The organism is Streptomyces inhibens (assembly GCF_003389455.1).
Taxonomy (GTDB): domain Bacteria; phylum Actinomycetota; class Actinomycetes; order Streptomycetales; family Streptomycetaceae; genus Streptomyces; species Streptomyces inhibens.
In genome coordinates this window covers 1-13191 of sequence record NZ_QUAC01000422.1, presented here as the reverse complement: position 1 = coordinate 13191, position 13191 = coordinate 1, and the positions used below count along the sequence as shown (strand labels likewise).

The 13191-nt window shown below is 72.9% G+C and carries 12 protein-coding genes; 8 read left to right on the top strand and 4 right to left on the bottom strand.

Annotated features, from left to right (window positions below; translation table 11 throughout):
- Window positions 1–42: 42 nt before the first annotated feature.
- Window positions 43–1800 carry a BACON domain-containing protein gene (locus tag DY245_RS36930; RefSeq protein ID WP_128511467.1) on the bottom strand — a complete coding sequence of 586 codons (1758 nt, stop codon included), beginning with the start codon at window positions 1798–1800 and terminating at the stop codon, window positions 43–45.
- A 227-nt stretch (window positions 1801–2027) separates the two neighbouring features.
- Here DY245_RS36930 and radA point away from each other — a divergent pair, with 227 nt between their 5' ends.
- Window positions 2028–3440 (top strand): DNA repair protein RadA, encoded by a 1413-nt coding sequence (gene radA, locus DY245_RS36925; RefSeq protein ID WP_128511466.1) that lies wholly within the window; start codon window positions 2028–2030, stop codon window positions 3438–3440.
- 124 nt (window positions 3441–3564) lie between these two features.
- Window positions 3565–4689: a DNA integrity scanning diadenylate cyclase DisA gene (disA, locus tag DY245_RS36920; RefSeq protein ID WP_128511465.1), complete on the top strand. Its 1125-nt coding sequence runs from the start codon at window positions 3565–3567 to the stop codon at window positions 4687–4689.
- 120 nt (window positions 4690–4809) lie between these two features.
- Here the strand turns inward: disA and DY245_RS36915 are convergent, their stop codons facing one another.
- Window positions 4810–5793 carry an NAD-dependent epimerase/dehydratase family protein gene (locus tag DY245_RS36915; protein ID WP_128511464.1) on the bottom strand — a complete coding sequence of 328 codons (984 nt, stop codon included), beginning with the start codon at window positions 5791–5793 and terminating at the stop codon, window positions 4810–4812.
- A gap of 129 nt (window positions 5794–5922) precedes the next feature.
- On the bottom strand, window positions 5923–6732 hold the full coding sequence (locus tag DY245_RS36910; RefSeq protein WP_128511463.1) for a hypothetical protein: 810 nt from the start codon (window positions 6730–6732) through the stop codon (window positions 5923–5925).
- A gap of 232 nt (window positions 6733–6964) precedes the next feature.
- On the opposite strand from DY245_RS36910, the gene DY245_RS36905 reads away from it, so the two are divergent.
- On the top strand, window positions 6965–7549 hold the full coding sequence (locus DY245_RS36905; protein ID WP_128511462.1) for a phosphatase PAP2 family protein: 585 nt from the start codon (window positions 6965–6967) through the stop codon (window positions 7547–7549).
- A gap of 24 nt (window positions 7550–7573) precedes the next feature.
- On the opposite strand, the gene DY245_RS36900 is transcribed toward DY245_RS36905, so the two are convergent.
- Window positions 7574–8119: a pyridoxamine 5'-phosphate oxidase family protein gene (locus DY245_RS36900; protein ID WP_128511461.1), complete on the bottom strand. Its 546-nt coding sequence runs from the start codon at window positions 8117–8119 to the stop codon at window positions 7574–7576.
- A 179-nt stretch (window positions 8120–8298) separates the two neighbouring features.
- On the opposite strand from DY245_RS36900, the gene DY245_RS36895 reads away from it, so the two are divergent.
- The 5 genes from DY245_RS36895 (at window position 8299) to cseC (ending at window position 13118) form a co-directional block, all read left to right on the top strand.
- The gene (locus tag DY245_RS36895) at window positions 8299–9258 is read left to right on the top strand and encodes an HhH-GPD family protein (RefSeq protein WP_128511460.1); all 960 of its coding nucleotides are present in this window, start codon (window positions 8299–8301) and stop codon (window positions 9256–9258) included.
- 353 nt (window positions 9259–9611) lie between these two features.
- Window positions 9612–10217, top strand: coding sequence for a SigE family RNA polymerase sigma factor (locus DY245_RS36890; RefSeq protein ID WP_244943504.1), 606 nt, complete (start codon window positions 9612–9614; stop codon window positions 10215–10217).
- A 262-nt stretch (window positions 10218–10479) separates the two neighbouring features.
- The gene (locus DY245_RS36885) at window positions 10480–11088 is read left to right on the top strand and encodes a hypothetical protein (RefSeq protein ID WP_128511459.1); all 609 of its coding nucleotides are present in this window, start codon (window positions 10480–10482) and stop codon (window positions 11086–11088) included.
- A gap of 9 nt (window positions 11089–11097) precedes the next feature.
- Window positions 11098–11808 carry a two-component system response regulator CseB gene (gene cseB, locus DY245_RS36880; protein WP_128511458.1) on the top strand — a complete coding sequence of 237 codons (711 nt, stop codon included), beginning with the start codon at window positions 11098–11100 and terminating at the stop codon, window positions 11806–11808.
- An 8-nt stretch (window positions 11809–11816) separates the two neighbouring features.
- Entirely contained in the window at window positions 11817–13118 is a 1302-nt protein-coding gene (gene cseC, locus DY245_RS36875; protein WP_128511457.1) for a two-component system sensor histidine kinase CseC, read from the top strand.
- Window positions 13119–13191: the final 73 nt, after the last annotated feature.

Sequence of the window (13191 nt, the reverse complement as noted above, 5' to 3'; positions counted from 1 at the left end):
GGGGCCGCCTCCGCAGGCGGCCCCGGCGGGTTTCGGCTGCGCTCAGCGGGCGGGGCGGGTCGTGTTCGACGGCTTCGAGACGGGTGTGCTGCCGGTCGGGGCGGTGTCGGTCGGTGTCGGTGTGGGCGTCGGGGCCGGGGTCGGAGCCGTGGGGGTGGGCGTCGGCGTCGGTGTGGGGGTGGGCGTCGGGTCCGAGGGGGTCGGCGTCGGATGCGTGGGCCTCGGGTCCTGGGGGCCGGGGTGCGGGGCGGTCGCGCCGTAGCCCTCCATCGTGACGCCGGTGCCGCCGGGCTCGATGGCGATCCTGGCCTGCCAGTGGCCCCCGGGCTCCCGGTCGTGATCGACATAGACCGTGATCGTCGTGGACTGCCCCGGCCGCAGATAGCCCGCCGTATGGCTCATCTGCAACCAGGCCGCACCCGCCGACGCGGACCAGCGCACCGGTGTGTCGCCCGAGGCGCTGATCGTGATGAGCGTCGTCCCGCCGCTCGGCCGTGCGGCGACCGTCAGCCGGCCGGGCCCCCACGCCTTGCGGTCGCCCGGCCGCAGCGGGGTACCGTCCGCGCCGATCACCTCGACCGATACATCGGGCGTGCCGTGACCTGCGGAGAAGGCGGGCTCGGGCGTCGTCCTGGCGTTGCCGGCGTTCTCGTACGGGCGGCCGTCCAGCCGCGCCCCGGCCTCCCTTTCGCTGGCCGTCACCGAGGGCGAGGCGTCCGCCGCCTCGCCGGTGGCGGGGGCGCCGCGGTAGGCCGCCCACAGGGCCAGCACCGGCGCCGCCACCACCGTGGCGACCACAGTGGTCGTCAGCGCCCGGCTGCGCAGCCTGCGGCGGCGGGCGGCCCGGTCCGTGGGGCCTACGGGGAAACCGCTGCGGTCGTAGCGAGGAGAACCGTTTGCCCCACTCGACCGGCCACCGCGTCCCGACCGGGCACCCCGGGCCGCCGCCAACGCGCCGAGCACGGCCTCCCGCTCCGCGGTGACCAGCGGCAGCGCGCCCCGGGCCACCGGCGCGGTACCCGGCCACGGCCCCGGCGCGGTGGCCCGCTCGGCGGTCCGCCGGCACTCGGCGCAGTCGTCGACATGGCGCACCAGCTCCCGGCTCAGCGCCGCGCCCAGCAGCATCTGGGTGTCGCCCGCCAGCTGCGCGACATCGCGACATCGGCCGGACTCGACGACGGCCAGCGCCGCCCGGGTCCGTTCGACCTCGCAGGACGCGGTGGCCAGCAGCGCGCGGGTGGCGATCGGGTCGGCGCCGAGCACCGCGGCGACCTCGTCTGCCGAGAGCTGATGACGCACCGACAGCTCCAGCGCCTCGCGCTGCTCGGGGGTGGTGCCGGCGGCCTCCGGCCAGGCCAGCGCGGAGAGTTCCCGCTGCCGGCGCTCGGCGTCGCGGGCGGCCGTTTTGGTGGCCGGTTTCTTGGTGGCCTGTTTTTTGGCGGCCGGCCCGGTCCGCTCGGCGAGCCGGCGCAGACAGGCCCAGCGGGCCAGGGCGTAGAGCCAGGAGCGGTACAGCGCCGGGTCGGCGGGGCGCCGGCTGCGGTGCCGCTCGGCGAGCGCGAGCATCTCGCCGAGTACCGCGGTCGCCGCGTCGTGCTCGCACAGGACGGACAGGCAGTAGGTGAACAGCCCGTCCAGATAGGGCTCGTAGCCGTCATAGGGCTCGTAGCCGTCGCAGCGCTCGTCCGCGGCGGGCTGGTCGGGGCGTTCGGAGGGCTGTGGCCGGCTCCGGCGATGGGCGTCGCCGCGCGACCGGTGTGCGCCGGTGGAGTGCGTGGGGTGCTCGGGCCTGCTGCTCATCACCCCGGCGACGGTAGGCGGATGATGCAGCCAGGCCTGCTCGCCTTGGACACTTTTAACCCTTACGGGTGACCTTCTCCCTCAAAAGAGGACACGAATCAGCCATTGCGGCCGGGGCGCGCTCCGCGTACGCCACCCTGTCGGCGCAACCGGCGGCGATACGGGGCCCCTGCTCCTCCAAGAGCGCGGAGGGGAGCATTGTCAGACCCCGCCGATACGGTGACCCCATGGCAACCCGAAAATCGTCGGCCAAGGAGCGCCCCTCCTATCGCTGCACCGAATGCGGCTGGACCACCGCGAAGTGGCTCGGCCGCTGCCCCGAGTGCCAGGCGTGGGGCACGGTCGAGGAGTTCGGCGGCGCCCCCGCGGTGCGCACGACCGCGCCCGGCCGGGTCACCACCGCCGCGGTGCCCATCGGCCAGGTCGACGGCAGGCAGGCCGCCGCCCGCTCGACCGGCGTGCCCGAGCTGGACCGTGTCCTGGGCGGCGGGCTGGTGCCCGGCGCGGTCGCGCTGCTGGCGGGCGAGCCCGGCGTCGGCAAGTCCACCCTCCTCCTGGACGTCGCCGCCAAGGCCGCCTCGGACGAGCACCGCACGCTGTATGTCACGGGCGAGGAGTCCGCGAGCCAGGTGCGGCTGCGCGCCGACCGCATCGGCGCCATCGACGACCATCTGTATCTGGCGGCCGAAACCGATCTGTCCGCCGTGCTCGGTCATCTGGACACGGTCAAGCCGTCGCTGCTGATCCTGGACTCGGTGCAGACCGTCGCCTCCCCCGAGATCGACGGTGCGCCCGGCGGGATGGCCCAGGTCCGTGAGGTGGCCGGCGCCCTGATCCGCGCCTCCAAGGAACGCGGTATGTCCACGCTCCTGGTCGGCCATGTCACCAAGGACGGTGCGATCGCCGGGCCGCGCCTGCTGGAGCATCTCGTCGATGTCGTCCTGAGCTTCGAGGGCGACCGCCATGCCCGCCTCCGGCTCGTACGCGGCGTGAAGAACCGCTACGGCACCACCGACGAGGTCGGCTGCTTCGAGCTGCACGACGAAGGCATCATCGGCCTCGCCGACCCCTCGGGCCTGTTCTTGACCCGTCGCGCCGAGCCGGTGCCCGGTACGTGTCTGACCGTGACGCTGGAGGGCCGCCGCCCGCTGGTCGCCGAGGTCCAGGCGCTGACCGTCGACTCCCAGATCCCCTCCCCCCGGCGTACGACCTCCGGTCTGGAGACCTCCCGGGTCTCGATGATGCTCGCCGTCCTGGAGCAGCGCGGCCGGATCAGCGCCCTGGGCAAACGCGACATCTACAGCGCGACGGTCGGCGGCGTGAAGCTGACCGAGCCCGCCGCGGACCTCGCCGTGGCCCTCGCGCTGGCCAGTGCGGCGAGCGACACCCCGCTGCCGAAGAATCTGGTCGCCATCGGCGAGGTGGGGCTCGCGGGCGAGGTCAGACGGGTCACCGGCGTTCAGCGCCGGCTGTCCGAGGCGGCCCGGCTCGGCTTCACCCACGCCCTGGTTCCCTCCGACCCCGGCAAGATCCCCGACGGAATGCGGGTAATGGAAGTCGCCGACGTCGGGCAGGCGCTGAGCGTCCTGCCCAAGCGGGTGCGGCGGGAGGCCCCACAGGAAGAGGGCGCACGCCGGTAGACTTTGCCCTGGTCTCGCCCGTCACCGCAGAATTGCCTGTCGGCCACGTACGCTCCGCTGGTACGTCAACACAGCATGGACCGGGCGGCCTGCGGACCGACAGACCTTGCGACGGAGGAGTGCAGTGGCAGCCAACGACCGGGCATCGACTGCCGGCAGGTCCGGTGGGGGATCCGGTACCGAGAGCCTGATGCGCGCCTCGCTGAGCGCCGTCGCGCCCGGTACGGCCCTGCGCGACGGACTGGAGCGCATCCTCCGCGGCAATACGGGCGGACTGATAGTGCTGGGCTTCGACAAGACCGTCGAGTCCATGTGTACCGGCGGTTTCGTCCTCGATGTCGAGTTCACCGCGACCCGGCTGCGCGAGCTGTGCAAGCTCGACGGCGCCCTGGTGCTCGACAAGGACATCACCAAGATCCTGCGGGCCGGTGTGCAGCTGGTGCCGGACGCCTCCATCCCCACGGAGGAGACCGGCACCCGCCACCGCACCGCTCAGCGCGTCTCGATCCAGGCCGGTTTCCCCGTCGTCTCGGTCAGCCAGTCCATGCGGCTGATCGCGCTGTACGTCGACGGCGAGCGCCGCGTCCTGGAGGAGTCGGCCGCGATCCTCTCCCGCGCCAATCAGGCGCTGGCGACCCTGGAGCGCTACAAGCTCCGCCTGGACGAGGTCGCCGGCACCCTCTCCGCCCTGGAGATCGAGGACTTGGTGACGGTCCGCGATGTCACCGCGGTCGCCCAGCGGCTGGAGATGGTCCGCCGGATCGCCACCGAGATCGCCGAGTACGTCGTCGAGCTCGGCACGGACGGCCGGCTGCTCACCCTCCAGCTGGAGGAACTGATCGCCGGCGTCGAGCCGGAACGCGAGCTGGTCGTCCGCGACTATGTCCCCGAGCCGACCGCCAAGCGCTCCCGTACGGTCGCCGAGGCGCTCGCCGAGCTGGATGCGCTCAGCCACACCGAACTCCTCGAACTCCCCATCGTGGCCCGTGCGTTGGGCTACAGCGGGGCACCCGAGACGCTGGACTCCGCGGTCTCGCCACGCGGCTTCCGGCTGCTGGCGAAGGTCCCCCGGCTGCCGGGCACGGTCATCGACCGCCTCGTCGACCACTTCGGCGGCCTCCAGAAGCTGCTCGCGGCCAGCGTCGACGACCTCCAGGCGGTCGACGGCGTCGGCGAGGCCCGCGCCCGCTCGGTCCGCGAGGGGCTGTCGCGGCTGGCGGAGTCGTCGATCCTGGAGCGGTACGTCTGACGACGGGGTGCCGCCGTATGCGGTGGTGACCGGTATCGGTCTTCCTGCCGGACCCTCGCCCACCGGGGCGGGGGTCCGGCGGTGTTCACGACGGCGGCCACCACCGCGTACGCCGACGCTCTACCCCAACGCCGCCGCCTCCTTGTCGGCCGGCAGCCCCACCGCCGGCCGGTCCGGGCGCTGGGGCGCCACTCCGCCGATGGTCTGCAGCCAGGCCCATGTGTCGGCGACGGTTTCGGCGACCGGGCGGCACCGCAGCCCCGCCGCCACCGCCTTGGAGACATTCGCGCCGTAGATCGCGTCCCGCATCTCGCCGGGCGCCAGCCATATCGGCAGTTCGCTCCACGGCTCGATACCGGCGGCGAGTACGTCCTCCGGTGCGGTCCAGCGCAGCTCCGCGTCCGAGCCGGTGATCTTCACACAGCTCTCCAGCAGATCGCCCATCGTCGCGTGCCCGGCCTCGCTCACCAGGTTGTACGCCCCGCCGAGCCCGGCCTGCACCGCGTCCAGCGCCCACTCCGCCAGATCGCGGGCGTCGATGTACTGCAGCGCCAGCTCGCGCGGGCCCGGTGCGAGGACCGGGCCGCCGCGGGCGATCCGGCCCAGCCACCACGGCAGCCGCCCGATGTTCTCGTACGGCCCGAGGATCAGCCCGGCGCGGACCAGCAGCGCCCGGTTCCCGAAGGCGTCGATCGCGGCCAGCTCACCGCCCCGCTTGGCCGCCGCGTAGTCCTCCCACTCCGTGTCGTCGGCGGAACCCGCCACCAGCGGGCCCTCCTCGTCGATCCCGTACGCCGCCGGGTACTCGTACACCGACCGGCTGGAGATGTACGCATAGGTCCCGGCCCGGCCGGCCAGCAGCCGCGCGCTGTCGCGCACCGCTGACGGCGCACCGGTCCAGGTGTCGACGACGGCGTCCCACTCGCCCTGCTCCAGCGCCGCGAGCCCCTCGGCGTCCGTACGGTCGCCGTGCAGCGCCGTCGCGCCCTCCGGGGGCGCGTGGTTCCCGCGATGGAACACCGTCACCTGCCAACCCCGCGCCAGCGCCGCCTCGGTGACCGCGCGGCCCACGAACTCCGTACCACCCAGCATCAATAGCCTCATGACGGCGACTGTGCCGGACGGTGGTGGCCGGGGCCAGCGGCGCACGCTCTCAGCGGATTCCCTACGGGCGGAACTAGCGGAGGGCGAGCTTCCGAGAGGGCTCGGCAGGCGCGGCTGCCGCCCGTGGGCTCAGTGCTTGGCGAGGACGAAGGACGTACGGGCCGCGGTCAGGCCCGGCACCTTGGCCTCGATCAGATACTTGCCGGCCGGCACCACGGCGGAGCTCGGCGTCGCGCACTGCGGGCCGCTGGCCCGCCGGTCCCATTCGACGATGCGCTGTACGGAGCCCTTGGCCGGCACCTTCAGCAGCGCCGGCGCGGTGCCCGACGGGCAGTCGTTCGAGGCCCACACCGGGTCGTCGCCCGCGGTGTCGGTGATGGTGAGCACCGCGGCCTTCTGACCGAGGTCCACCTTGCAGGCCGCGCCGGCCGAGTTCTTGACCGTCAGCTCGAACTTCGGCTTCACGCCCGGTGCGTAGGAGCTCTTGACGCTGCGCAGGACCAACTCGGCGCCGTCGGAGGTGCAGTTGGGGAGCGAGGGGGCGGCCGCCACGGCGTTCTTGCCGGAGCCCTGGCCGATCGGCCCGCCGCCACCGGAGCCGCCGCTGCCGCCGGAACCGCCGCTGCCGCCCGAAGAACCCGAGCCGCCGCCGGAACCGGAGTCCGATCCGGATTCCCCGCCGGCGTCCGACTCATCGCGCCCGCCCGGCTTTTGGCTGATCGCCGGTCCGCCGCCGGACGGCCCGGGCGTGATGGAGGTGGCGGGTCCCGACCCGTTCGACCCCTTGCCCTCGCCGCTGCTCTTGGCGCCGTCCCCGCCCCAGTTGAGGGCCCACACGACCAGGAGGGCGAGCAGTACGACGACGGCCAGCGCAACGGCCCTCCGCCGCCAGTAGATGGAGGAGGGGAGCGGCCCGATCGGATTGCGCAGTGATCCCACGCGGAAACTCTACGAGAGATCGGTAGCCACACCGGCCAGTACCCGCCGCATCAGGCTGCAACTTTTCCCATGATCGGCCCGGAGACGGCTTCGCGGCCGCGTTTCCCGCCGTAACGGGCCTGATGCCCCGTTAGGGCCGGGTCTGCTCCCCTCCGGCCTTACTTTCGTCAGTTGCGCCCCCTGACGTTCGTCGGATGTGGTGCGGCCGGGACGGTCCGTACGGTTGATGATCATGAACAGCACCGATCTTTACCGTGAACTCACCGACGCGGCGTACGACGCTCCCCACTGGCTCCGCACCCTGGCCGACATCGGCACCGAGGGCGGGATCCTGCTCCTGATGGCCGTGGCGGTGCTCGGGTGGTGGCGGGCCCGCAGCGGTACGGCGCACCGGGTCGCGCTCGCCGTGCTGGTGCCGATAGCCACCGCCGTCGCCTACGTCCTGAGCGAGCTCGTCAAGAGCGTGGTGGACGAGGAGCGGCCGTGCCGGGCGGTGGCGGGGGCGGCCGCCTCGATCGCGGCGTGCCCGCCCGAGGGCGACTGGTCCTTCCCCAGCAACCATTCGACGATCGCCGCGGCGCTGGCCGTCGGTATCGCCGTCGCCTGGCGGGCCGCGCTGTGGCTGGCGCTGCCGGTCGCCCTGCTGACCGGCCTCTCCCGGGTGTTCATCGGCGTCCACTATCCGCACGATGTGGCGGTCGGCCTCGCGCTGGGGGCGGCGGTGGCGGCACTCTGCGCGGCGCTGCTCGGCCGCCCGGTGACCGGCCTGGTGCTGCGGATGCGGGCCGGGCGGTGGCGGGTGCTGGTCGAGGCGTAGGCCCTTTCGACGACAGGGCCCAACTCACGGCCCGGCCGGCCGGCGCCACTCCTCCTTGTGGCCGAAGCCCTGCCCGTTGTCGATCAGGCGCAGCCAGTCGGGGCGCAGCTCCCACAGCGCGGTCCGCTCCAGGGCGGCGCGGAGCCGGTCGTCCGCCGCGACGAAGGGGAAGCGCTCGGTGTAGATCCGCCAGCCGGCCGCCCGCTCGTCCCCGGTCAGGGTGCGGCAGCCGCCCCGGCCCTGAAGCCCCGTCAGCCCGCTCCACTCCTGGCCGTCCCGCTGCGCCGTGAACGCGACCCGCGCGCCGGGCTCGGCGAGGGCCCGGCCGTGCCGGGTGGTGGCCGCGGTGACGAAGTACAGCGCGGGCCCGGTCCCGGCCTCCGCGCCGGGCTCCGCCGCGTCGGTCGCGTACAGCACGGCGCACGCCTGCGGTCCGTCCTCGTCCACATACGCCAGCGTCATCGTCGTATGCCCGGCCAGCGCCCGCCGGATCGCCTCCGGGCAGAGCGCACCGTCCGCGTCCGCCACGCCCGCCGCATCCGTGTCTTCGGTACCGCTTGTCTCCGCCATGACCGCATCCTCGCCCGCCGCGGCCGGCGCCGGCGCATCGGCCCGCCTCCAGGGCCGCCGCGTACCGCCGGTAGCCGCCACCCGTGCGTCCCCGCCGTCCTGCGTGCGGGTGGGCGCGCGGCGGGGCGGGCCCGGTGCGTTTCCCGGGTGCCCCTGGACGTGCCAGGATCGGCAGTGCCATGACTTCGACGCCTGTCACCACCGCTGCCCCGACCGCCGCCGCCGACACCGCCCCCGCCGCCGCTCCGGCCGCGGGGACCGCAGACGGGACCGCGCTCCACGCTCCGGTCACCGCCTGGTTCGACGAGCACGCCCGCGATCTGCCCTGGCGCCGCCCCGAGGCGGGCGCCTGGGGTGTGATGGTGAGCGAGTTCATGCTGCAGCAGACCCCGGTCAGCAGAGTGCTGCCGGTGTACGAGCAGTGGCTGGCCCGCTGGCCGCGCCCCGCCGACCTGGCCGCCGAGGCGCCGGGCGAGGCGGTGCGGGCCTGGGGCCGGCTCGGCTATCCACGGCGCGCGCTGCGCCTGCATGCCGCCGCGTCCGCCATACAGGAGCGGCACGGCGGTGACGTACCGCGCGAGCACGGCCAGTTGCTGGCGCTGCCCGGTGTGGGCGAGTACACCGCTGCGGCGGTGGCGTCCTTCGCGTACGGGCAGCGGCACGCGGTGCTGGACACCAATGTGCGCCGGGTGTTCGCCCGCGCGGTGGCCGGCCGCCAGTACCCGCCGAACGCCACCACCGCGGCGGAGCGCAAGCTCGCCCGCCAGTTGCTGCCCGAGGACGAAAAGCTGGCGGCGCGCTGGGCGGCCGCCACCATGGAGTTGGGCGCGCTGCTGTGCACGGCGCGCGCCCCGGAGTGCGGACGCTGCCCGATCGCCGCGCAGTGCGCCTGGCGGCAGGCCGGATCCCCGGCGCACGACGGTCCGCCGCGGCGCACCCAGGCTTACGCCGGTACCGACCGGCAGGTGCGCGGCAAGCTGCTGGCCGTACTGCGCGAGGCGGTCTCGCCGGTGCCGCAGGTGGTGCTGGACGCGGTGTGGGACGAGCCGGTGCAGCGGGCCCGGGCGCTGGACGGCCTGGTCTCGGACGGCCTGGTGGAGCCACTGGGCGGCGGTCGCTACCGCCTGCCACTGACGTGAGGCCGCTGTCACCTACGTATATGCAGCCCTCGTATTCGCATACGTAGCCCTTACATACAGCCGCCACAGAGCGAGGCCGCGCCGGCGGCCCGCTCCTGACTCCGGCTGAAAAGCGTCCCCATACGACCGAATACCGCCCCTCCCACCCTCCGGCTGTCACCTCGAAACGCCCAATAGGCCTTCGGGTGGGGGTGCTTCTCCCTCCGGAGTATGACGCGCGTAGCCCCGTCGTACGTCCGAGGTATGACCCCCGGCGGGCTGTTACACAACCGAGGGTTTTCCGTGCACTCGCTGTGGGGCCGACGCACATTGCGCCGCAACACCCCCTCCGTAGCGTCTTCCTCGTGCTGGAGATGACCGCCAGCACATTCAACGTGGGGAATCGCAAGCGGATCGGAGGCGTCGAAATGGCGACCAGCGGCGGCAAGGTACTGGACTTCGAAGAGTACGTGCGTACGCGGCAGGAGGCACTGCTGCGCAGCGCCCGGCGTCTGGTACCCGACCCGGTCGACGCCCAGGACCTGCTGCAGACGGCTCTGGTCCGCACGTACGGCCGCTGGGACGGCATCGCGGACAAGTCGCTGGCCGACGCCTACCTCCGCCGCGTCATGATCAACACGCGGACGGAGTGGTGGCGGGCCCGCAAGCTGGAGGAGGTGCCCACCGAGCAGCTCCCGGACGCGAGCGTGGACGACGGCACCGAGCAGCGCGCCGACCGTGCCCTCCTGATGGACATCCTCGGAGTGCTGGCGCCCAAGCAGCGCAGCGTCGTCGTGCTGCGACACTGGGAGCAGATGAGCACGGAGGAGACCGCGGCGGCGCTCGGCATGTCCACGGGTACCGTCAAGAGCACGCTGCACCGCGCACTGGCCCGGCTGCGGCAGGAGCTGCAGATGCGTGACATCGACGCCCGGATGCTGGAGCGTGGCGAGCGGGAGCGGGAGCGGTGCGCGGCCTGACCTGCGGCCCACGGCACCCGGCGCGGAGCGGGACGACGCACCGCGCGGCATTACGTGCGGCGGCATCGCAGGTGGCCGCCTTGCATGTGAGTGCGGTCACGCCCGCAGGCGCCCTACGACTTACAGCTCGACGCGCGACAATCACATCAGGAACAGCAGCGGGATCGGCAGCTGTGCGAGCAGCACGGTGAGCGGGAGCGGATTGTCCAGGAACAGGTTGACCAGATTCGGGTTGACCCAAGGCGGCGCGGCCACGGCAGGAGTGGCCGCCGTCGGCCTTTTGCTGGCCGGATGCAATCCGGGGGGCGAGGGCGTGCGCAGCGAGGGCTCGGCCAGCAGCACCCCCGCGCCCAAGGGCGCCGTGAGCAACGCACCCAGCCCCACCTCGACCGCCGGCTACAAGAAGATCGACGCCGTCCAGCTGATGAAGGACGACCCCAAGGTCGGCGCGGATGTGAAGAAGTCCCTCTACAAGCCCTGCGCCGCCGACGAGTACCCGGTCGAGGTGACCTATGCGCCGCTGACCGGCAGCAAGTCCCCCGATGTCATCGTCAACGTCATGACCTGCGCGGATTCCGTGGGGATCGGCAGTTACGTCTATCGCAAGCGCAGCGGTGCGAAGGACGGGTATGACAACGTGTATGCGAACGAGCAGCCGTCGGTCTACGCCGGGGTCAACAAGGGCGAGCTGGAGGTCTCCAAGCAGACCTATGCCACCGGCGACAAGGTGTGCTGCCCTTCCGGTGAGGACGTGCTGACCTACCGTTGGAGGGGCGGCCGCTTCACCCAGTACGACAGCTATCACACCGACTACAGCAAGACCACCGTCGACGGCCCCAAGCCGACCGACGGCACGGGATCGGAGGATTGAGAGAACCGCATGGCCGAGACCCATGTGCTCTTCGTCGAGGACGACGACGTCATCCGCGAGGCCACCCAGCTCGCACTGGAGCGGGACGGCTTCGTGGTCACCGCCATGCCCGACGGGCTCGCGGGCCTGGAGGCGTTCCGCGCCAACCGTCCCGATATCGCGCTGCTCGATGTGATGGTGCCGGGGCTGGACGGCGTCAGCCTGTGCCGCCGGATCCGTGATGAGTCGACGGTCCCCGTGATCATGCTCTCCGCGCGCGCCGACTCCATCGATGTGGTGCTCGGCCTGGAGGCCGGCGCCGACGACTACGTCACCAAGCCGTTCGACGGTGCGGTGCTGGTCGCCCGGATCCGTGCCGTACTGCGCCGCTTCGGCCACGCCAGCGGCCCGGACGGCGCCCGGCCCGCCGCGGCGGCGGCGGACGATCTCTCCGATCCGCTGCTGCGCTTCGGCGATCTTGAGGTCGACACCGAGGGCATGGAGGTGCGCAAGGGCGGCGCGAATGTCGCGCTGACGCCCACCGAGATGCGGCTGCTGCTGGAGTTCTCCAACGCACCGGGTACGGTCCTCTCGCGCGACCGGCTGCTGGAGCGGGTGTGGGACTACGGCTGGGGTGGTGACACCCGGGTGGTGGACGTCCATGTCCAGCGGTTGCGCGGCAAGATCGGCCAGGACCGGATCGAGACGGTCCGCGGCTTCGGATACAAGCTGAGAGGCTGACACCTCCGGTGGTCAGGCTGGCCCTGCGGACGGGCCTGAGATGGAAGCTCAGCGCCGCGATCGCGCTTGTCGGAGCGCTGGTCGCGGTCGCGCTGAGCCTTGTCGTGCACAACGCCGCCCGCCACTCCATGCTCGACAACAGCCGGGATGTGCAGGTCGAGCGGCTCAACTTCACGCAGAAGATCTTCGAGTCCACCAACCGGCTGCAGTTCGGCGCGAAGATCGACGATCCGGCGCTGCCGCCGGCGCTGCGCAAAGAGGTCGCCGAGGGCGAGCGCGCCACCTACCTTCAGGACACCGGGGAGACCGCCCCCGAGGTGTGGGCCGCCTCGCCGCTCAGCAACGGCCGGGTGCTGTCCGTGCACGACCGCTTCCCCGACCGCTTCGCCGTCCTCGACGACCTGGACCAGGCGCTGGTCATCGGCTCGACCGCGGTCGTGGTCGGCGGCTGCGCGCTGGGGGTGCTGGTCGGCGGGGGGCTGTCCAAGCGGCTGCGCAAGGCGGCCGCTGCGGCGGGCAAGCTCGCCGACGGTGACACCTCGGTCCGTATCCGCGACGAGGTCGGCGGCCGGGTACGCGACGAGACCGACGATCTGGCCTGGGCGGTGGACGCCATGTCGGACGCCCTCCAGGAACGCATCGAGGCCGAGCGCCGGGTCACCGCCGATATCGCGCACGAGCTGCGCACCCCGGTCACCGGTCTGCTGACCGCCGCCGAGCTGCTGCCGCCGGGCCGCCCCTCCGAGCTGGTCCGCGACCGGGCGCAGGCGCTGCGCACCCTCGTCGAGGACGTACTGGAAGTGGCCCGGCTCGACGGTCATGCGGAGCGCGCCGAGCTGCAGGACGTGGCGCTCGGCGAGTTCGTCACCCGCCGGGTGCGCGCCCTCGACCCGGACATCACCATCGACGTCGTACGCGATGCCGAGGTCACCACCGATCCGCGCCGTCTGGAGCGGATCCTCGGCAACCTCATCGCCAACGCCGCCCGGCACGGCAAACCGCCGATCGAGGTCACCGTCGAGGGCCGGGTGCTGCGGGTCCGCGACCACGGTGCGGGCTTCCCGGAGGCGCTGCTGCGCGAGGGCCCGAGCCGCTTCCGCACCGGCAGCAGCGACCGTGCCGGCCGCGGTCACGGCCTGGGCCTGACCATCGCGGCCGGCCAGGCGCGGGTGCTCGGCGCCCGCCTCACCTTCCGTAACGCCGATGAACTCACCGACGGCTCGACCGGCGCGGTCTCGGTCCTCTGGCTCCCGGAGAACGCCCCGACCAACACCGGCAGCTTCCCGGTCATCCATCTCCCCGACCGCTGACCGCTGACGGGGGGGGCGGCGGCACGGCCCGCCCGGCACACGACGAGCGGCCCCCGGCAGATGCGCCGGGGGC